This is a genomic window from Alkalibacterium thalassium, from assembly GCF_900101165.1.
GTDB lineage: Bacteria > Bacillota > Bacilli > Lactobacillales > Carnobacteriaceae_A > Alkalibacterium > Alkalibacterium indicireducens.
The window spans coordinates 1-20622 of record NZ_FNFK01000037.1; the positions used below are offsets into that span (position 1 = coordinate 1).

The 20622-nt window shown below is 44.6% G+C and carries 24 protein-coding genes; 5 read left to right on the forward strand and 19 right to left on the reverse strand.

Going from position 1 to position 20622, the window contains the following annotated elements:
* Positions 1-245: 245 nt before the first annotated feature.
* From BLR76_RS07980 to BLR76_RS07995, 4 genes are all read right to left on the reverse strand, one after another.
* Complete coding sequence (locus BLR76_RS07980; protein ID WP_091267757.1) at positions 246-953, reverse strand: LrgB family protein; 708 nt, start codon at positions 951-953, stop codon at positions 246-248.
* A gap of 1 nt (position 954) precedes the next feature.
* Positions 955-1344, reverse strand: a complete 390-nt coding sequence (locus BLR76_RS07985) for a CidA/LrgA family protein (RefSeq protein WP_091267759.1) — start codon at positions 1342-1344, stop codon at positions 955-957.
* Between the two features lie 222 nt (positions 1345-1566).
* On the reverse strand, positions 1567-1797 hold the full coding sequence (locus BLR76_RS07990; RefSeq protein WP_091267761.1) for a hypothetical protein: 231 nt from the start codon (positions 1795-1797) through the stop codon (positions 1567-1569).
* 189 nt (positions 1798-1986) lie between these two features.
* Entirely contained in the window at positions 1987-2766 is a 780-nt protein-coding gene (locus tag BLR76_RS07995; RefSeq protein WP_091267764.1) for an acetoin reductase, read from the reverse strand.
* Between the two features lie 235 nt (positions 2767-3001).
* Between BLR76_RS07995 and BLR76_RS08000 the strand changes: the two genes are divergently transcribed.
* The 3 genes from BLR76_RS08000 to BLR76_RS08010 all read left to right on the forward strand — a co-directional run bounded on the left by BLR76_RS08000 (position 3002) and on the right by BLR76_RS08010 (position 5200).
* Positions 3002-3751, forward strand: coding sequence for a sulfite exporter TauE/SafE family protein (locus BLR76_RS08000; RefSeq protein WP_091267808.1), 750 nt, complete (start codon positions 3002-3004; stop codon positions 3749-3751).
* Between the two features lie 154 nt (positions 3752-3905).
* Complete coding sequence (locus BLR76_RS08005; RefSeq protein WP_176759651.1) at positions 3906-4547, forward strand: deoxynucleoside kinase; 642 nt, start codon at positions 3906-3908, stop codon at positions 4545-4547.
* Positions 4548-4687: 140 nt separating this feature from the next.
* Complete coding sequence (locus BLR76_RS08010; RefSeq protein ID WP_091267765.1) at positions 4688-5200, forward strand: methylated-DNA--[protein]-cysteine S-methyltransferase; 513 nt, start codon at positions 4688-4690, stop codon at positions 5198-5200.
* 19 nt (positions 5201-5219) lie between these two features.
* On the opposite strand, the gene BLR76_RS08015 is transcribed toward BLR76_RS08010, so the two are convergent.
* The 10 genes from BLR76_RS08015 to BLR76_RS08060 form a co-directional block, all read right to left on the reverse strand.
* Positions 5220-5957 carry an NAD-dependent epimerase/dehydratase family protein gene (locus BLR76_RS08015; RefSeq protein ID WP_091267768.1) on the reverse strand — a complete coding sequence of 246 codons (738 nt, stop codon included), beginning with the start codon at positions 5955-5957 and terminating at the stop codon, positions 5220-5222.
* A 16-nt stretch (positions 5958-5973) separates the two neighbouring features.
* On the reverse strand, positions 5974-7353 hold the full coding sequence (locus BLR76_RS08020; RefSeq protein WP_091267770.1) for a Glu/Leu/Phe/Val family dehydrogenase: 1380 nt from the start codon (positions 7351-7353) through the stop codon (positions 5974-5976).
* A 193-nt stretch (positions 7354-7546) separates the two neighbouring features.
* A complete protein-coding gene (locus BLR76_RS08025) occupies positions 7547-8251 on the reverse strand; it encodes a DUF1129 domain-containing protein (RefSeq protein ID WP_091267773.1) in 705 nt (234 codons plus the stop codon).
* 21 nt (positions 8252-8272) lie between these two features.
* Positions 8273-9373, reverse strand: a complete 1101-nt coding sequence (gene ychF, locus BLR76_RS08030) for a redox-regulated ATPase YchF (protein WP_091267777.1) — start codon at positions 9371-9373, stop codon at positions 8273-8275.
* A 47-nt stretch (positions 9374-9420) separates the two neighbouring features.
* Positions 9421-9606, reverse strand: a complete 186-nt coding sequence (locus BLR76_RS08035) for a DUF951 domain-containing protein (protein WP_091267780.1) — start codon at positions 9604-9606, stop codon at positions 9421-9423.
* Between the two features lie 46 nt (positions 9607-9652).
* A complete protein-coding gene (locus BLR76_RS08040; RefSeq protein WP_091267782.1) occupies positions 9653-10534 on the reverse strand; it encodes a ParB/RepB/Spo0J family partition protein in 882 nt (293 codons plus the stop codon).
* Complete coding sequence (locus BLR76_RS08045; protein WP_091267785.1) at positions 10527-11288, reverse strand: ParA family protein; 762 nt, start codon at positions 11286-11288, stop codon at positions 10527-10529. The genes BLR76_RS08040 and BLR76_RS08045 overlap by 8 nt, the downstream gene beginning before the upstream one ends.
* 27 nt (positions 11289-11315) lie before the next feature.
* Positions 11316-12035 (reverse strand): 16S rRNA (guanine(527)-N(7))-methyltransferase RsmG, encoded by a 720-nt coding sequence (gene rsmG / locus BLR76_RS08050; protein ID WP_091267787.1) that lies wholly within the window; start codon positions 12033-12035, stop codon positions 11316-11318.
* Between the two features lie 302 nt (positions 12036-12337).
* Positions 12338-13528, reverse strand: a complete 1191-nt coding sequence (locus BLR76_RS08055) for a cation:proton antiporter (protein ID WP_091267790.1) — start codon at positions 13526-13528, stop codon at positions 12338-12340.
* A 2-nt stretch (positions 13529-13530) separates the two neighbouring features.
* The gene (locus BLR76_RS08060) at positions 13531-13887 is read right to left on the reverse strand and encodes a hypothetical protein (protein ID WP_091267792.1); all 357 of its coding nucleotides are present in this window, start codon (positions 13885-13887) and stop codon (positions 13531-13533) included.
* A gap of 229 nt (positions 13888-14116) precedes the next feature.
* Between BLR76_RS08060 and BLR76_RS08065 the strand changes: the two genes are divergently transcribed.
* Complete coding sequence (locus tag BLR76_RS08065; protein WP_091267794.1) at positions 14117-14569, forward strand: GNAT family N-acetyltransferase; 453 nt, start codon at positions 14117-14119, stop codon at positions 14567-14569.
* Between the two features lie 62 nt (positions 14570-14631).
* Here the strand turns inward: BLR76_RS08065 and BLR76_RS08070 are convergent, their stop codons facing one another.
* The 4 genes from BLR76_RS08070 to BLR76_RS08085 all read right to left on the reverse strand — a co-directional run bounded on the left by BLR76_RS08070 (position 14632) and on the right by BLR76_RS08085 (position 18775).
* Entirely contained in the window at positions 14632-15645 is a 1014-nt protein-coding gene (locus BLR76_RS08070; RefSeq protein ID WP_091267797.1) for a sodium:calcium antiporter, read from the reverse strand.
* A 234-nt stretch (positions 15646-15879) separates the two neighbouring features.
* Positions 15880-16608: an MIP/aquaporin family protein gene (locus tag BLR76_RS08075; RefSeq protein ID WP_091267800.1), complete on the reverse strand. Its 729-nt coding sequence runs from the start codon at positions 16606-16608 to the stop codon at positions 15880-15882.
* 34 nt (positions 16609-16642) lie between these two features.
* Complete coding sequence (locus tag BLR76_RS08080) at positions 16643-18304, reverse strand: FAD-dependent oxidoreductase (protein WP_091267803.1); 1662 nt, start codon at positions 18302-18304, stop codon at positions 16643-16645.
* Between the two features lie 123 nt (positions 18305-18427).
* Positions 18428-18775 carry a cadmium resistance transporter gene (locus tag BLR76_RS08085; RefSeq protein ID WP_091267805.1) on the reverse strand — a complete coding sequence of 116 codons (348 nt, stop codon included), beginning with the start codon at positions 18773-18775 and terminating at the stop codon, positions 18428-18430.
* A 210-nt stretch (positions 18776-18985) separates the two neighbouring features.
* Between BLR76_RS08085 and chrA the strand changes: the two genes are divergently transcribed.
* Entirely contained in the window at positions 18986-20164 is a 1179-nt protein-coding gene (gene chrA, locus BLR76_RS08090; protein WP_091267812.1) for a chromate efflux transporter, read from the forward strand.
* Positions 20165-20334: 170 nt separating this feature from the next.
* On the opposite strand, the gene BLR76_RS08095 is transcribed toward chrA, so the two are convergent.
* The coding region (locus tag BLR76_RS08095; RefSeq protein ID WP_143009218.1) for an RNA-guided endonuclease TnpB family protein at positions 20335-20622 on the reverse strand (288 nt) is incomplete at its 5' end.

Here is a 20622-nt window from a genome sequence, read left to right on the forward strand (position 1 = left end):
CGGCCCACTCGACTGTCCCTCGACACCTGAGTTGGACGCTCACAGAATCTTTCTGACCACTCGACATTCCTTCAACAACTGAGTTGGACGCTCACAGAATCTTTCGGCCCACTCGACTGTCCTTCGACACCTGAGTTGGACGCTCACGTACTCTTTTGACCCACTCATTGATTTCAATTCTCTCGAGCTAGTATTAGTATTGCGTGACTTCTGATTATCCGTGCTGCCTTTGTACTCTTCAAAGACTAAAACAAAACGCCCACAAATCCCATAACGAATGGAGCCAAAATAACCACGACGATACCGGTCAAGACGATAGACAGTCCAGACATAGCGGCCTGCACATCGCCTAATTCGATAGCTTTAGCCGTACCCATCGCATGCGAGCCTGATCCCAGAGCTACTCCTTGAGCAACCGGGTCGTTTATCTTTAACAAGGCAAAGATCGGAGGGCCGACAACCGTTCCGAGCACTCCTGTGAATACGACGATGGCTACTGTTAACGAAACGATGCCTCCAAGTGATTCAGACACACCCAACGCAATCGCCGTTGTGATCGATTTCGGAAACAGGGTCGCCACCAGTTCCTGATTGAACTGAAACAGGATACTGACAATGACCAGAATCGCTGTGTGGAACAATACGCCCAGAGCGATTCCGGATAAAATTGCTGTGTAGTATGTTTTTAAGTAAACGAAGTTCTTTTCAAGTTTAATAGCCAGTGCAACAGTAGCCGGTGTGATCCACAAATTAATGAATCGACCGCCTTCATTGTACTGCTCATAAGAAATTCCTGTGACCAGCAGCAGTACAATGATGCAGGTGATTGAAAAAATCAGCGGATTAAATAATGGGTTTCCAGGCCATCTTCTATTAAACATCGTTCCTAAAAGGAAAAAGAAAAAGGTCAGAAATAAACCAAAAAACGGGTTGGTCGATAAAATATCCATCATATCAAATCAGCTCCTTATTGAAGCCGGCTTGCTGCTCAGTTTTCTCATCTTTTCTGCGTTTGAGCCACTGGACGACTAGTGCTACAAATCCAATCATCAACGCTGTTGTGACAAATATCGTTACCAGGAGCTGCCACCAGATGTCTCCCAATATACCGAAATTTGTCATCAGTCCTACTCCTGCAGGCACGAAAAAAATCGCCATATTGTCTGTCAGCCAGCTGCCGACTTCCTCTACCTGCTTCAGTTTGACCCATTTAAAATGGAGGGCAAAAAATAACAGTACCATCCCGATCACGCTTCCCGGTACTGCGACCGGACTAATCAGCGAAAGAAATTCCCCTATGAATGAAAATAAAAATATCCAGAAAAGCTGTTTCAATTGCTTCATCTTTATTCCTCCTCGTTCATCTCATGGTTTATTCTAAAGCAAAAAAGTAAGTTTGAAAAGAAATGAAAGCGTGCTCGTTCAATATTTAACATGAAATATTAATTATCAGTTAAATGATAGAACTGGTTGCATCGAAACTTATCCAGTAAAGCCATGTCAATAACTTGGGCTTTCCTACAAAAATACATACTGACTACAGGTAACTCAATCGGTCTAATTAAATTACCAGTTTAGTCCAAACAGCATAGTAACGATTATTGAATAGATTGAAGCCAAAATAACTAGAACTCCCGTGACAATAGATATGATGCTAGTCGTTTTACTAACGTGTCTCGTTTTTATTCCACTGTAGATTAATACAATTCCAGATAAGAAAAATATTAACTCAACTAAAAGTATTGGCCATTTTATCTCTATTGAAACCTTGATAAGGTCGTATAATCCTATTTCCATATAACTCTCCTGCTTCCTCATTTTAATATGTTACAGTAGGCGTTAACCATTATTTAACGCACACTTCTTGCTAATGGGTTTAATATGTATTCCTTTTGTTCAATAATGAACTTAATTAGTTTAACACAAAAAAGCTGAAATAACCCTATGAGTGTAAAGGATTATTTCAGCTTTATATTTACGTCTTAATTACCTGAATATCATTCCACCGTCTGATATGATAGACTGTCCAGTAATATAGTTTGATTCATCTGATGCCAGGAAAGAAACGAGGTTCGCTACATCTTCAGGTTCCTGTGTGCGACCTAAAGCAATATCTTGAGCATACTGCTCAAATGCTTCACCTTTTTCTGTCCCCATGTGTTCCATCATTTTTTCGTCTAATCTGTCCCACATTGAGGTTCCTGCGATTCCGGGACAATAGGCATTAACAGTGATTTTATCTGGTGCAAGTTCCTTAGCCGCGGCCTGTGTCAGACCTTTAACCGCAAATTTTGAAGCAGTATACGGAGAGAGCATTTCGAATCCTTCTTGACCCGCGATACTACAGGCATTAATTATTTTTCCACCTTCGCCTTGCTCCTTCAATTGTCTCGCAGCTGCCTGTATTCCATAAATAACACCTTTTACATTGACATCAAGCACCATGGCGGATGAGGCCGGTTCAACTTCAACAATTGGAGCGACATCTCCTTCGATACCGGCGTTATTTATAAACACGTCCAGACGTCCGAATGTATCGACGGAATGCTTGACTAAGTTTGTCTGATCATCAGGTTTAGAGACATTACCTTTGAAAGTCGATACATCAAAATTACTGGACTTAAATTCTTGTTCTACTTTTTCAAGTGCAGATTCATCTATGTCACTAATTACGACTTTAAAGCCATCTTCTGCAAGTCTCTGTGCGATTCCTTTTCCTAAGCCTTGAGCTCCACCAGTTATAACTGCTACTTTATCTTTTGCCATTTAGAAGACCCTCCTGTTAGGTTCTCATCCTTAGCTGACCACCGACTCTGATGTCACCTCTTTCTTATTTATCTTTAAACCCAACTTACCACTAATTTTGTTTGATTCCTAGCGAAAGCGTTTTTTACAGCTGGGGCGTAATGACTCTTAGTTAAAAATATGTTACCCTTGCGAGAGTAAAGCCGTAGTATAAAGATAAATCTTAACAATGGGAATTGGAAAGGAAGACAGGTACTTGAATTATAGTCTGATAATATATGTAGTGGGTGCTGTTTTTCTAGGTTCTCTTATGCGTTCTACTTTCGGATTCGGAGATTCTGTTGTCAGTATGCCCCTGCTGGCTCTGCTCCCGATTCCTTTTTCAACAGCAGTATCTCTTGTCGCACTTGTCGGCTTCACCGTTGCTCTTTTCTCCTTGTTCTCGGGATGGAAAAGACTTGATTTGAACGTATTAAAGCGCCTGACGCTATCAACCATTGCGGGTATTCCAGTTGGCCTCCTTCTGGTCGCTTTTGCTGAGCGTACTTGGGTCGATTTGTTTCTCGGCCTGCTGCTGGTCCTTTATGCTGGTTATTCATTAGTGAGTGCCAGTAGAACTAATCATTCAATTCAACAGACGGTCAGTCGACCTGGGTATGCTATTCCTTTTGGCTTTTCCTCTGGAATGCTCGGAAGTGCCTATAATATGAATGGCATTCCTGTTGTACTGTACGGCACAATGAGAAACTGGACCCCCGATGAATTCAAGGATAACATCCAGGCACACTTTCTCATTTCCAGTATTCTGATCGTTCTGAGCCACTTCCTGAGCGGGTTCTGGACACAGGAACTAGGTCTATATTACATTCTTTCTCTTCCTGTAATAATAATGGCTATCAAACTGGGAGACATAATATATTCGAGAATTCAAGTTGAAAAGTTCAAGACTATTGTGCTAATTATTATCCTCCTATTGGGTCTGTTTATGCTTGCCAGTCTAATTTGATTTTGTTTTAAGTCGATTGTCCTGCCTGATCTTTCACACCTTTATCACAATTTTTCAGGTATTTTATTCTATTCGCCAGGAGTGGATGTCGGGACCGGTCTTCTGTGGTATGATAGAAAAGATGAAAATAAAGGATGAGTTGGAAGGAGCCACAATGTCTGTGATTGTTTTAGCAGGGATGATTGGAGCTGGAAAAAGTACATATACCACTCTGATATCAGAAGAATTAAATAGTACGGCGTTTTATGAGCAGGTCAAAGATAATGCGATTCTTGAGAAGTTTTACGACAACCCCAAAAGGTGGGCGTTTTCTCTACAGATTTTCTTTCTGAATACACGTTTCAGAAGCATCAAGCAGGCGCTGGTGCATCGTCATAATGTACTGGACCGTTCGATCTATGAAGATGCCTTGTTTACTCGCATCAACTTCGAACAAGGGAATATGAGTGAAGCGGAAATGTCTTTATATACCGATTTGCTTGATAACATGATGGAAGAAATCGACGGCATGCCGAAAAAAGGTCCGGATCTGCTTATTTACCTTAGGGGATCATTGGATACACATCTGGAGCGCATCCAGAAGCGTGGTCGTCCGTTTGAACAGGTCGAAGGAAATCCGGAACTGCTGGACTACTACAAGAAGCTTCACAGCCGATACGACGACTGGTTTGCTTCATATGACAAGAGCCCGACTCTGGTGATCGATATCGATGAAATCAATCTTGAACTGCCAGGTCATCAGGAACTGGTCATGAAAAAAATCAAGGATGCCTTGAAAGAAACGCAGGAAGTCTAAATAAGTAAATAAAGCACACAAAGTCATCAAACGGTTAGTCTGATTAATCTTCCATTGGTTGAATAATTATTCATATTGTCTGATGGCTTTTCTTATATCGATACCCCTGAAATCAAGAAACAGAAAGGATTAAGATTCCAATGTCCAAAACATTTTATAGCTTATTCTCATTCGAGGATTGGCAGTTCTATATCGCTTCCACGGATGAAGGCTTGTGTTTTGTCGGCTCGATGCCTGCTTCAGAAGAAGAATGTCTGAACTGGCTGGCTGCTCATTACCCAGACCATTCTATTGAAAAAAATGAAGCTGAACTACGGCCATACGCCGAAGCCTTCCAGTCTTATTTGTCAGGCCAGTCACGGTCCATCGATGTACCTGTTGTTCAAAATGGAACGGATTATCAGAAGAAAACATGGCGAAGTCTGGCTACTATTCCATACGGAGAGACGCTCACTTATGGTCAGCTGGCTGAAAAAAATGGGCTCTCACCCAAAGCTGCCCGATCTGTCGGGACAGCAATTGGTAAGAACCCGCTGCTTATTGTTTATCCTTGTCATCGTGTTGTGCCGAAGTCTTCAGCTCCAAGAAAATTCAGAGGTGGATTAGACATGAAAACCCAGTTGTTGAAGCTGGAACAGGAGCATAGGCCTTAATTAACGCAGGACTTTGATCCTATTGAAAATCAAAGCCATTATCCACTGGCGCATACCCTGTTTTCTCTTTCGTATCGGTCAAGTCCATAAATTTAAAGGTATTGTCAGACAAGCCATGCACAATTATGAAGGGCTTATCTAAAGTCGCTTCTGCACACTTTTGTATCAGCTGATTCAGATCGCGTTTGCTGACGTATGTGCTGCGTTCACGCATGTCCGGCTCCTCGCCGTTTTCCTTCATGACTTCCAGTGACCGGTAACCGCCAATACGGATCGCAACGACTTCCATGTCAGTTTCATACCCATAATAATGGCCGATCGCTTCCCCAAATGCTTTGCTTGCCCCGTAAAGATCCGGCGGCCGCACCGGGCTCGTCGTTTTGACCTGCTCATCAGCAGCGTATCCCTTTACGGCATGAATACTGCTGGCAAAGATCAGCCGACTGACTCCCTGTTCGCTCGCGGCCTGCATCATATTATAGGTGCCGTCGATATTGACCCCTTTAAGTTCATCATAGTTAGCGAATGGCGACGGATTTCCGGCAAGATGAATCACCGTGTCCATTCCTTCGCAAAGTTGGCGACAATCGGACAGGTCTGTCACATCAAATGTCACTAGACGACACCCTCTATCTTTCCATTCAGCAATGGTGGTACAGTCCTTGTCGGCAGCAGTCAGGTCGTACTGGTCTACTAAATCTTCAATCAGGCGGGAACCGATTCGACCGGCCGCACCAGTAAGCAGCAGCTTTTTCATCTGTCACCTCTCCAGTTTAACTGATTTTTCCGGAACGTTTCATCAAATCGATCACTCTTAAAAAGGCCAGTTTATAGCACAGGAAGCGCATAGTGACATCACTTTCTGATGAGAAATAGGCATTATAGACACGGTAACTCACATTCTTCATACGGTCGCTCATGTCTTTAAGAATCGTTTCTTTAGATTTTGCATCATTTGTGAAGCCCTGGACCCACTCCAGATAGGATACGGTTACTCCTCCGGCATTGGCCAGAACGTCAGGAATGATGACTTTTCCTTTAGACTCCAGGTACTCATCTGCTTCTTTAGTAATCGGGCCATTTGCACCTTCGACCAGAATATCCGCTTTGATGTCAGCCTGATTCTCAGATGTGATCTGATCTTCAATTGCACCTAGAATCAGAACATCACAGTCAAGCGTCAGGACAGCATCAGGATCTCTAACTTCTCCTTCAATGCCCAGTTCCTTAAGCTCTTCTTCGTTCGGCAGACGGTCATTCTTTTCTTTAAATGGTGCGAGTTTTTCGACATCCACGCCATTCTCGTTATAGATCGTTCTGCGACTATCGGACACAGCAATTACTGTATGTTTCTTCTCACAGTTGGCTGCCTCAATAGCTGCAGCCCGACTCAAGTTTCCGAACCCTTGGACAGCGACGATCACATTACCTTTTTCTCCAATGGCTTTGACCGTTTCTTTTCGTTCAGTATGGTCATCATTGACTGACAGACTTCCACTCAAAACCGCTTCAACTAGATAATAGTAACTGAGGAAGGTTCCTATACCAGTCGATTCGGCACGCCCTCTCGTCCCACCATTTGCAATGCTTTTTCCGGTGAAAGTGTTGATGAACGGCTGGTTCGGATGCAGCAGCTTGTACTCTTCCGTCATCCAGTCCATCGTTTCTTCTCCAGTCCCCACATCGGGAGCCGGAATATCTTTGTACGGGCCGATCTGATTCTGCAGCATGCGGACAAATGCTTTACTGACTTCTTTCAGCTCACGCTTGGAGTGTTCACGTACATTGATGTGCACGCCTCCTTTTCCTCCACCATACGGAAGGGCGTGCAGGGCATTCTTCAATGTCATCAGCATCGCCAGTGTTTCTACTTCTGACTGGTGTACACCTGTACTGAAACGGATGCCCCCTTTGTAGTATCCGCAGGCATTGTTATGCTGGACACGAAATGCCGGGTATGTACCGATCGATCCATCATCCTTGACGATTCTCAGGTCACTGGAAATCACCTTGTCAATGCCTTTTAGCAAGTCTCCCCCCATTTGCACCCAAAGATCACGTTTGTCTCCCCATTGGCTCAGTGCTTTCTTGTCTTCTGCAATAACGTGATCCACTACTTCCTGAATCAGCTGTGTTGTCGTATTCTCAGTCATAAAAATCCCTCCGAAGAATTATATTAGAATAATTTAATCGTTGCTTTATCATTGTATCATAATTAAAAGTTATATGGCGAATACCTAATCAGAAAATTTATATTTTTTACCACAAAAAACCGCCAGCTTCTCCAAAATACAGAGAAGTCCGGCGGTTCAATACACAACTTAAGCATCCCAGCCAGGATTCAGCTTAAATAAGTGTACCTTGAATATTCAGTTTTTTCTTCAGGTACCATTTTGCTGCGAATGCTACTACCCCTATAACGAGTGTAATAGATCCCGGTATCATCGGATTCAATGCCTGAGGCAGCATGGCCGTTCCGAACGCCATCAGGATGATCCAGGTAAGCATGGTGATAGTCGTCGCCACGATGTACTTGATGAATCCACCTTTAACACCTGGTTGAGGGGCATACTTAGTGATGACCATAACAGCCAGTCCACCAAGAAGGAAGTTTAGAATCATTGTAATTAGTCCGAGTCCCGCTTCCTGATTCCCTACAAGATATGAAATCCCAGTAATAACGGCAAACATCCCGCCTAATAGAAGGGCCCCGTCAAGGTAAATTTTCCATAATTCTGAGCGTTCAATCGGACCAGTCATATCTGCATGGTCGCTTTCAGTCAAGTATCTCGCCTGGTCTGTAGCCGTACCGTAAAGTTTGCGAGCTGTCAGGTGATTTGCCTGTTGGGAGACAATATTTTTCAGCATGTCATTAAACACTAAAGTCTTGTTGTCTTCAGGAAAACCCGCATCGTCCAGCTTGCGGTTCAGTGTCATCATGTATTCTCTGTTTTTATTTGTTAACTGATCGAATAAGGCGTCGTTTTCTCTCTTTTTATCTTCAAGAGTCACTTCCGGTTCCTGTTCAACCGTATTTTTTTTCTTCGGCATGTATTCTGTTTCCTCTCTTTCCTACACGTTAAAGCGGAACAAGATAACGTCTCCGTCCTGGACCACGTAGTCTTTTCCTTCTGCTCTCAGTTTTCCTGCTTCACGAGCAGCTTTTTCACTACCTAGTTCATTGTAATCTTCAAAGGCTATCGTTTCAGCACGAATGAACCCTCTTTCGAAATCGGTATGAATAACGCCGGCAGTCTGAGGTGCCTTCATTCCTTTTTTGAATGTCCATGCTCTAACTTCTTTTGGTCCAGCAGTAAAGAATGTAGCCAGTCCAAGCAGGTCATAAGATGAACGAATCAGCTTGTTAAGTCCAGGCTCAGTTACACCAAGATCGTCAAGGAACATAGCTTTTTCTTCATCATCCAGTTCAGCGATCTCTTCTTCGATCGCCGCTGAAATGGCAACAACTTCCGCGCCTTCTTTCTGAGCAATCTCGCGGACAGTCTGCAGGTACTGGTTGCTTTCCGAATCTGCGATTTCTTCTTCAGCTACGTTGGCTACATAGAGGACCGGCTTGCTTGTCAGCAAGAACAGTGAGCGAAGGATCGGCAGTTCTTCTTTAGTAAAGTCCAGTACGCGGACCGGTTTTCCTTCTTCAAGAACGGGTTTGATTTTTTCAAGGACTGAAAGAAGTGCAACTGCATCTGCGTCTTTGGATTTAGCCTGTTTTCTGACACGTTCGATTCGTTTGTCGACAGCTTCCAAGTCAGCCAGAGCCAGTTCCAGATTGATCGTCTCGATATCTTCTGCCGGGTTGACGCGTCCGGATACGTGAGTGATGTTGTCATCTTCAAAACAGCGGACAACATGACAGATCGCGTCCACTTCACGGATATTGGCCAGGAATTTATTCCCCAGACCTTCCCCTTTACTGGCTCCTTTGACGATACCGGCAATGTCAGTGAATTCGAATGTTGTCGGGACGACTTTCGCCGGGTTAACAAGTTCAGCCAGACGGTCAAGACGCTCGTCCGGTACTTCAACGATTCCAACGTTCGGGTCGATCGTTGCAAAAGGGTAGTTCGCAGCTTCTGCGCCTGCTTTAGTAATCGCGTTGAATAACGTAGACTTTCCTACGTTGGGTAATCCTACAATTCCTGCTGTTAAAGGCATGTATATGTTCACCTTTCTCTTTCTATAATGGTCTTTCGAGTTAAAATCTAGTCTTTCAGTACTTTTTTCATCTTGCGGTCGAATTCACGGCGGGGCATGAGAACCAAATGGCCGCAGCCGGTACATCTAATACGGATATCCGCTCCCAGACGAATGATTTCCCATCTGTTGACCCCGCACGGGTGAGCCTTTTTCATTTCTACTTTGTCGTGCAGCTCGTATGTTTTATCCACTTGATTTCCTCCTGTCCTAGTAAATCCAGCCGGTCGGTTCAATAGTCTAATTTAAGTCGATATTCAGTTCTTCAAGAATGCGGTTCAAGTCATCTGGGGATACATATTCGATTTCGATCTTCCCTTTTTCGCCTTTTTCGCGAATGATGACACTTGTGCCGAACTTGTCCGTCAGTAATTCTTCAGACTTTCTGATGTAAACAGACTTGACAGGCGCATTGTCTTTATTGCCGTCCTTTTTCGGATTCTGATTAGCCTCTGCTACCAGATGTTCCAGCTGTCTCACTGTCAGTTTTTCTTTCACCGCACGGCGGGCCAGCTTCTTGATCTTGGACTTGTCTTTAAGCCCCAGCAGTGTTCTTGCCTGACCATTGGACAGTTTACCTTCCTGAACAAGCTTCTTCACTTCTTCCGGAAGGGACAGTAGACGAAGATGGTTAGCGATATACGACCTGCTTTTACCTAGTCGTTCGGCGACCATTTCCTGAGTCATGGACAGTTTATCCATCATCATGTTGTACGCTTCTGCTTCTTCAAGAGAAGTCAGATCTTCACGCTGCAGGTTTTCCAGTATAGCAACCTGCATCATGACTTCTTCATTCAGTTCTCTGACGATTGCAGGAATACTGTCTTTTCCAGCCAGCTTCGATGCTCTAAAGCGTCGCTCTCCGGCAATAATCTCATAGCCTTTCACAGATGACTTGCGAAGGATGATCGGCTGAAGGACACCTGACACTTTGATTGATGCTGCCAGTTCATTCAGTGCGTCCTCATCAAAATGACGTCTCGGCTGATAAGGGTTCGGACGGATCTCAGTCAGATCGATCAGTTCCACACGTTCGTCATTGTTTCTGACTTCCTCTTCAAAATCAGGCACATCGAACAAGGCATCGATGCCGCGGCCTAAGCCTTTTTTCTTATTAGCCATTACCCAACACTTCCTTTGCTAGTTCCTGGTAGACTTCTGCCCCTTTTGACTTCAGGTCGTAATCGATAATGGACAGGCCGTAACTTGGGGCTTCGGATAAACGGATATTTCTAGGAATAATGGTCTGATAGACTTTTTCACGAAAATACTTCTTTACTTCATTGACGACTTCAAAGCCCAAATTGGTTCGAGCATCCAGCATCGTCAGCAATACGCCTTCTACTTTCAAATCTTTATTGAAGTGCTTCTGGACCAGACGGACTGTGTTGAGAAGCTGACTCAACCCTTCCAGAGCGTAATACTCACACTGAACAGGGATCAGAACAGAATCACTTGCTGTAAAGGCATTGATCGTCAGATGCCCCAGAGAAGGCGGACAGTCGATCAGAATATAGTCATACTGATCTTCAACCGTTTCTACTGCACGCTTCAGACGGGTTTCTCTCGCCATCAGACTCGTCAGTTCCACTTCTGCCCCGGCCAGCTGAATCGTTGCCGGGACCATGCTCAAGTTCTCGCGACTTGATGACAGAATGACAGCCTCAAGTGGTTCTTCGTTGATCAGAACATCGTAAATGTCTTTGTCGACTTCACCTTTACGGACTCCCAGGCCACTGGTTGCGTTGCCCTGTGCGTCCATGTCGATCAGAAGCACTTTCTTGCCGGCATAGGCAAGTGAGGCGCCCAGGTTGACAGTTGTCGTTGTCTTGCCCACTCCGCCTTTTTGGTTTGCGACAGCTATAATCTGTGCCATACTACTCCTCCATACTTTCTGTTGTCATTAAACCAGCGGACTCTTGTTCGGAGTGCCAGGTTTTCTCGGATATTTATTCGGTGTTTCCTTTGTCTTGTCGATCAGGATGATATGACGTTCCCCGGCCTCTTCAGGCAGTTCAAAGGAGATATCATCTCTCACTTTTCCGCCCAGCAGACCGATCGCTCTGCGTCCTTCGTCTAGTTCTTCCGGTGCATGAGCAGCCTTCATGGCAATAAAGGTTCCGCCCTTTTTAGCAAGCGGCAGACACAGTTCTGCCAGGACACTCATCCGTGCCACTGCACGGGCCGTCACAAAATCAAAAGAGGCTCTGAACTGTTTATTCTGACCGAATGTTTCTGCCCGGTCGTGGTACAAATAAACATCTTCCAGCCCCAGCTCGTTGACGACAGTTTCCAGAAAGCCGATTCGTTTCTTTAATGAATCAACAATGGTGATCTGCAGATTCGGGTAGATGATTTTAAGGGGGATACTAGGAAACCCAGCACCTGAGCCTACGTCGCATAGACTGTGGACCCCTTTGCTAAAATCTACGTAAAGTCCTGCAGTTAATGAATCGTAAAAATGTTTTAAGTATACTTCTTCTTTTTTAGTTATTGCGGTTAAATTGATTTTTTCATTCCATTCCTGAAGCAGTTCCAGATAACGCTCAAACTGACGCATCTTTTCTTCTGTAACAGGAATGTCTCGCTTAGTTAATTCAGACTGAAATTCTTCTGGAGTCATTCTCTAAAATCCTTTCTATAGTCACTCGTGAAACAGTTTTTTGTTTCACAAAATCCCTCTCTTCACTTTATACCAAATGGCTTATAAATACAATGGTTGCAAGAGATTTTTTCTATTCAAAAAATCTTGTTTTTTAAAAAAAGTTGGAGGATAAATCCATCTTCTGATCCCCGTGTCAAAGTCATCTGTTTTCTTTGTAAGACGGTTGGGGTGACTAGCTCTATTTTTCACCTTGAGTCAATCTACATAAAAAAACACGGGTCAGACTTTTTTAAAAGTCCGACTCGTGGATACAGTACGATTTATTGCTTCTTGAATTTAGGGGTTCTCGCGGCTTTCGTTTCACCTGCTGCTTTTAAAGCATAGCCTGTGATCATCGGCCCGAAAATCTCAAAGAACACTGCCCCTGCCAGGACGACCCCAGTAATCGCTCCGGAAACGTTAGGAATGCTTCGTTCGGCTATAGTAGCGAGACCAATGGCGATACCAGCTTGTGGAAAGAGGCCAAGACCTATATAAGGCCGAACCTTCTTACTCACATCTGTAAATTGAGAAAACACCAGAGAACCGAAGTATTTACCAATCGAACGGGCTGCAATGTAAGCGAGTCCTGCGACGCCTACCGTACCTATAATCGATAAATTAATATGCGCACCAGCCAAGGTCAGGAATATGACGAACACCGGCATTTCAATGCGGTTCAGTAAAGTTGCGATCAGCACTTTGCTTGAAGTCAGGTTCGTAATGGCAATGCCTGAAAAGATGTTGGTCAGTACCGGAGACAGCCCGTACATGGAGGCAATTCCTGTATTGAACAGGATGACTGCCAGTAAAATGACCAGCAATTTGTCATTTGATGTATCTTTACGTATAAAGAAAGAAACGAACAGGCCACTTAGTACACCAATCATCATTCCCAAGAAGATGTCGAGAAGGACTGACCCCAGAAGTGCTATTCCTCCCGGTCCCTGATTTCCAAAGGACTGAACGAATGATACCATCATACCAAATGCCATGATAGCAACCAGGTTGTCGAAAGCGACCAGCCCCAGCACATTCTGAGTCATTTCCCCTTCTGAGCGTGTATCTTTAATGACTTCAACTACTCCAGCTGGTGAAACGGTCAATGCCAGAGTCCCTAGTATCAAAGCATACTGTATTGGCATTCCGACCAGCCAAGTCAGCAGTGACGTGACGGCAACTGTCAAAACAGCGTTCCCCATGGAAATAGTTACAAGATTTTTCCCGAATTTTTTAAACATGAGATAATGCAGCTCAGTCCCAACGGAAATTGCCAGCATGCCGAGTGCCAGTTCATTTACGAAGCCTAAACTGTAGTAGACCTCACTGGTAATGAGGTTCAGTACACTGGGACCTAAAAGCAGTCCACAGAGCAGATACCCGCTGACAGTGGGCAGCCCAACTTTGCTAGCCAGTTTCCCGCCAGCCATACCGACCAGCATAAGGATTGCGATATAAAGTGAATATGTCATGTTTAAAACCCTTCTTCTATGTTATTTTCGTTGTCGATGCCTTTCGTAAAGTTCACAGGCACGCTAAAGAATATTGCTGTGTCGGGCTCTGATAAGTCTCCACAGACACTCTCTACGACAGACAGAACTTCCTTGCGTTCCTCTGCACCATTAACTACAGTAAAAATCGTCTTGCTGTTTGACTCCCGTTCTTCTCCCAACTCCGCAAACATTGAGAACATCGGAAACTGATTCGAAATCAGGTGACCCATGCCACTACTGTCCAGCACAGTCGCACCCTTAATTTTGTAACGCATAAATAAGGTCAATATTTCATCCAGCAGATCAGTTTTGTTCAATACGATGACAACTAGCTCCATTTGTCTCTTCCTTCTTTCTAAAATTTATAAAAGTCATCTAAATCCATATTAAATTATGCTCCTAATAACCTTTAAATTCAAGGGATTTTTGAAAAATGATTTATTTTCAAAAAATAATTTGACCTTTTTATTTAAAGATGTATACTATGTGTGTGGATCTCATATATGTTCCGGTGAATACGGACGTATGTGGGATATATTTGACTAAAAAGGAGATTGACACAACTAAATGTGGCAGTATAAACAATTTGAAGAATTAAGTGCACGTGACTATCATCAAATCGTTAAAGAACGCACAAAAGTGTTTGTTGTCGAACAAGGTTGTGCCTATCAGGAAATCGATGACATCGACCTGCACGCTGTTCATCTGATCAAACGTCAAAAAGGAACAATCAAGGCCTATGCCCGAATCTATAAGCAGGATAAAAAAATGCGTATCGGACGCGTACTCGTTCCTCAGGAATTCAGAAGCGAAGGACACGGACGTGAACTACTGAAAATTGCACTGGATTATATTATATGTAAGTACCCTAAAGCCGAAATCGAAATACAGGCTGAAGCCTATCTTAAAGATTTTTATGAATCCTTTGGTTTCCGTGCAATTTCAGATTTATATTATGATGAAAAAATCGGTCATTACGACATGGAACTGAAAAAAGAAGAACCGGTCGTCCACGTTTAATTTTTAACTATGACAAAGCAGCCGCCCTCTATGATTATTTTAGGGAGCAGCTGCTTTTTTTGTTAGATAAAATTGAAGAAAAGATACACGGCGTAGATGAGAGCAAGCAAGATACCTTGCCCTTTGTTTATCGATTCTACTCGTTTCGACAAAATCGGGATGCTGAGCAGGATGAAGATAAGGATCAGAATCGGGAACTGAAGCAGGAAGTAACTCTGCGGCACCGCAACCCCGCCGGGCAGGATACTGATCGTCGTACCCATGACAAGCAGAAGGTTCATCATATTGGCCCCCAGGACATTACCGATCGCCAATTCCCCATGGCCATACCTGACTGCCACCAAAGTCGTGGTCACTTCCGGTACGCTTGTCCCGAAGGCAACCAGTGTCGATGAAATGACTGTATCAGGGATTCCCAGGCGTGCAGCTCCAACTTCTGCTGAAGCGACAAGCAAAGTAGCTCCTGCCGTCACACCCAGCGAGCTGGCTGCGAGTATAAGAATGGATTTCAGCAGGCTACCTTGTTCAGCTGGTCCATCAGCGTCATTATCCGCTTCATCCGGGAGTTCTTCCATCAGATGATCCGGTTTCTGCTTGACTGTGTACCCGAGATACAGCGGTAGAAGAACGAGCAGAGCTCCACCACTCCACCTAGGAAGCAGTCCACCGGATTCGTTCATTCCTGCTGCGAAACTGGTCCCGATAAACAGAAGCGACAGACCGCTCATGAACAGGAAGGTCTGCTGCATCCCTTTCTTTACAGGGATGATTCCTCCAAGGGCACCAATTCCTAAAACCAATGAAGCGTTGGTGATCATTGATCCGATGGCATTTCCCAGCCCAAATTCACCATTTCCCCCAATCGCCGCAGCAAGTGAGGAAGCAACTTCCGGAAGAGTCGTGCCAATGGAAAGAACAGTGGCTCCGACAACCACTTTTGACAAGCCGAGCTTAAGAGAAAGCTCCACTGCCTTATCGATCAGCTTATCCGCAGACTTAGATAGAATGACTAAGGACAAAATAAATATAAGTATGATGATGCTCAAATGAAAATCTTCGATGTAACCAGTCAACACACGCGCCTACTTTCTGATTTGTACTATTTATAAATAGTATAACAGAATACAGGGACCTAAAGTCTAATAAGGTTATTAGACTGTCTATGTGTCTGACTCTCGGTTGTTTAAACACAAGCCTGCTCGTTCAACCATACAGACACCCTAAATCTTTAACCCTTCTAAAACTAAAAACCTTCTTAAAGACAACTGATGTCTAAAAAAAGGTTCGTCCTATACTTTATTATTTTGGGCTTACCTTACGCTGGTGATCAGCAGGAAGCCAAGCCCACCGATGACAGATCCGATGAACGGACCCAGGACCGGAATCCAAGCGTAAGCCCAGTTTGACGCCCCTTTATTGGCCACTGGTAGAACCGCATGTGCGATCCGCGGACCCAAATCCCGCGCCGGATTGATGGCATAGCCCGTTGTTCCGCCTAATGACAGCCCGATCGTCAGAATCAATAGACCGACGATGACCGGGTTCAGCCCTTCTGTAAATTCGCCTTGAGTGAAAGCCAGCAGAGCATAGACCAGAAAGGCCGTAGCCATCGCTTCACTCACAATATTCCATCTATTTTTCTTTATAGCCGGCGATGTTGAGAAGACGCTTAAAATCGCATCTTCGTCTGAAGTTTCTGCGAAATGTGGATAGTAATGCAGCCAGACCAGTGTCGCACCTAAAATTCCACCGATGATTTGTACCACTATATAAGGCAGCACGAGCGCCCAGTCAAACTGTCCGGCTGATGCCATACCAAGTGTCACGGCCGGGTTCAGATGAGCAGGAGACAGCCAGCCGATTGAATAGACGGCCATTGTCACAGCCAGCCCCCATCCAATCGTAATGTGCAGCCAGCCTGTGTTGAATGATTTTGTTTTGTTCAGTACATTTCCTGCTACGACACCATTTCCGATATAAATCAGAATGGCAGTCCCGAAAAATTCCCCTGTCAATTGTTGTAATACTGAAGTGTCCATACTGTCTCCCTTTGATCGTTAGTTGAATGAATGGTTAGTTTCCAATCGAATCCATGTAATAGTGAAAGTTCGTGTTGCCTCCAGATAATACGTACACCTCTTTAAACCCGATATTTAAAAGTAGATTCTGTGCTGTATTGCTGGTCACACCTTTATTGCAGTATACCACTGTCGGCAGTGAACGGTCCAGGTCAGCGACACCTTTACGTAAATCAGGCATTGGAATGCTGACGGCATTATCGACATGCCCCTTCGCATACTGTTTAGGCGAACGGACGTCGATCACTTGAAGCGCATCATTAGCTTTCTGACGGGTGATCAGTTCTTCAGGTGTCATGACTGGAAGCTGCTCTCTTGCATTTTCCAGCACCATTCCCGTATACATGACCGGGTCTTTTGTTGTGCTGAATGGCGGGGCGTATGCCAGATCCAAGTGGAACAGGTCTTCCGCATTGGCTTCAAAAGTGATGGCGGTCGCAAACACATCGATACGCTTGTCCACGCCTTCCGGTCCGACGATCTGAGCGCCCAGGAATCGACCGCTTTCTCTGTCGGCAACACCTTTGATGATCATATTCTGGCCACCCATGTACTCGGCATGCCCCGGTTTGATATTGTGAATCACTACTGGATCGAAGCCTGCTTTTTCAGCTTCTGCAGCAGACAGACCTGTATATCCCACAGTCAAGTCGAACAACCTGAAAATGCCGGTCCCTATCGTTCCTTTGAATGACAGCTTGCCTCCTGTCATGTGGTCCCCTGCGATACGGCCCATCTTGTTTGCTGTAGAACCAAGCGGGTGATAAATCGGCTGTCCTGTTACACGATGGAAACTTTCAGCTACGTCTCCTACAGCATAGACATCTTCTACAGATGTGCGCATAAATTCATCGACTTTTACTGCCCCCGTTTCACCTAGTTTGATCCCTGTTTCTTTAGTCAGTAACGTGTTCGGACGGACACCGACAGCCAGGATGACTAGATCTGTCTCAATATCTGCGCCTTTATCAGTCGTCAGAACGGTCGCCTTGCCGCTGCCCTCTATTGTCTGAACTTTATCACTTAAGTGCAGCTTAACGCCTTTGTCCTTGAGTTTCTTTTCAATATGATAAGCCATATCCGGATCGATTTTAGGAAAGACCTGAGAAGCCAGTTCGACTACTGTCACGTTCATTCCTTTTTCTGTCAGCTGTTCCGTCATTTCCAGACCGATAAACCCTGACCCGACAACCGTCACGTGCTTAATGTCATTCTGGTTCATGTAAGCATCAATAGCTTTCGTGTCAGCCATCGATTTCACGTGAAAGATGTTGCTGTAAGAATCCAGGCTGAACGGAGACGGCGCTAGAGAATAAGATCCTGTAGCTAGAACCAGTTTGTCGAACGTTTCACGGAACCCCTTGCCTTCTTTTTTATTGTACACTTCAATTTCTTTTATTGAAGGATGGATGGCTTTGACATGGTGGTCTGTATGGATATCGAAATCAAATCGTTTCTTGAACCACTGAGCATTTCTTGGGATGAGCGTGTCCACTGACTCGACTTCTCCGCCTAAAAAATACGGCATCCCGCAGACTGAGTAAGATATATCTTCTCCAGATTCATATACGACAATCTCAGCTGTTTCATCATTACGTCTCGCTTTTGCGGCAACAGACGTCCCCGCAGCTACCGATCCTATCACTACTATTTTCATTTGTTTCCTCCTCAAAATACCTGGCATTCCAACATAACCCTCCTTTTCAGTTTAACAAATGCCCTTATAGCTGGCTATCACAGTTTTTTTGCCTTTGTGTAAATGTTCTGTAAAGGAAAGAGACTAGCTGAACAGCCATCCCACAGTCTCGTTTTCCAGCATAATATATAGCCCAAGAGCGACGAAGACTAGTGATACGATCCATCGTTCATACTTTTCAATAAATGCGTTGATCAGTCTCACTTCAGATATCTTATAAGCAGTACCAAGCATTAATACCAACAAAGCGTAATATACAAACAGCGTCAGAACCAGCTGTGACCAGTCGATCGAGGCAAATAGAGGAATGTATATACCTAAGTTGTCTCCGCCAAATGGCAGATATAATACTAATATACTCCCGCTTGCTGTGGCCAGTCCGGCTGAACAACAGGACCAGCACGATAATATGATCAATATTGGTCCCAACATTCGACAAAACCGTTGTCACAAGCGCTTCGCCCATTCTGCTCACCCCAGTTTTCAAATCGTTTTGTCCAGTTTATCAGTTACTGATGCCGTTACCTACAGTAACACCGGCTTATGTAAAAAGTATGTCAATTATTGAATAGTCTATTCTATCAAGAGAGCTTTTTTATTATACTGATAAGAGCTAGTTGAGGGGGAATTAATTTGAGTGAAATGAAAAAGAACGTGCCCTGGTCGACGTTTTTAAAAGATGTTCTGGTCTGCTCGCTGGGTGCATTCGGCGGACCTGAAGCACACTACGGTGTATTTACGGACCAGATGGTACTGAAAAAAGAGTATTTGACTGAGGAAGATATTGTGGAGCTGATGGCTTTGTGTGCCTTTCTTCCAGGTCCGAGCAGTACACAGACGATCATTGCCATCGGATATAAAATGGGCGGACCGCTGCTTGCCTTGCTGACGATGCTTGTATGGGCTCTTCCTGCACTAGCGATCATGACTACCTTATCCTTCCTGTATCAGTTTCTGGATGTCTGGAACATCTCGCCGGACGTGCTCCGCTATGTCGGACCGATGGCGGTCGGGTTCATCATATTGGCTGCGTACAAAATCGGGAAGAAGGTCGTCTACGATAAATTGACGCTGCTCCTTTTCCTGTTCGGAGCGATAACCACTTACTTTATACGATCGGCTTGGATTTTTCCATTGGTCTTCTTGATCGGTGGACTGCTCACCCTGTCGATTACGCGTGAGGAAAATCTGTGGTATAAAGTTAAACTGAATCCACCATATAAATATATGGCATTGTTCATTTTCTTTACTTTGGGTAGTATGCTTGCTGCCTTTCTATTTGAAAATCAGTTGGTCAGTTTGTTTGAGCGCTTTTATCGTTACGGATACTTAGTTGTTGGTGGCGGTCAAGTCGTCGTTCCTCTAATGTACACCGAACTTGTTGATGTCAATGCATTCATGAGCAGCGACCAGTTTCTGACTGGATACGGTCTCGTTCAGGGGATGCCTGGTCCGATGTTCAGCTTCAGCGCCTATGCTGGCGGGATGGCTGTTCAGAACCCGACCGTGTTGACACAGATCCTTGGTGCACTTGCCGGTGGGATCGGGATTTTCCTACCTGGTGTCCTTCTGATTTATTTCGTCTATCCAATGTGGGAAAGACTTAAGCTAGTCAAAGGCTTCCGTGTCGCTCTGAAAGGAGTGACTGCTGTTGCAGGAGGACTAGTCACTGTTGCGGCTGTCATCATCACCCAGCAGAGCGGTCCGACCTGGGACAATTTGCTTGTGACGTTATTTACACTCGTTCTACTATACACTAAGAAAGTACCCGTGCCGGTCATTGTGGGTACAGTTATTCTTTTAGGCTTTATTACCTCCTGAACTGTTCAACTTGAATTGCAGCACTAGTGAACTACCCACCACTTAAATCTTTCAGATTTTGAAGTGGGGGCTTCCTACGAACTCCATTCTTGTTTGCACAAAATTCATGCAGACAGGGGAATCGGATATGGGTAGGCTCAAAAGGCAGTCCCTGCCTCATTGGTTGTCTTTTACTTGGCTAATGCCAAGAGATTCTTGCTGGCATTGATGTCTCTGTCGAGGTATTCCCCACAGTGTGGGCATTCCCACTCCCGAATGTTGAGCAACTTCTTACCGTCACGGTGTCCGCAGGCAGAACAAATCTGGCTAGATGGATAGAACCTGTCCGCTTTGATAATTGTACGGTCTTTTTGTTCCGCTTTGTATTCCAACTGGCGGACGAACTCATACCATCCGGCATCGCCAATGCTTTTTGCCAGTTTATGGTTCTTCATGAGGTTCTTGCTGGACAACGTTTC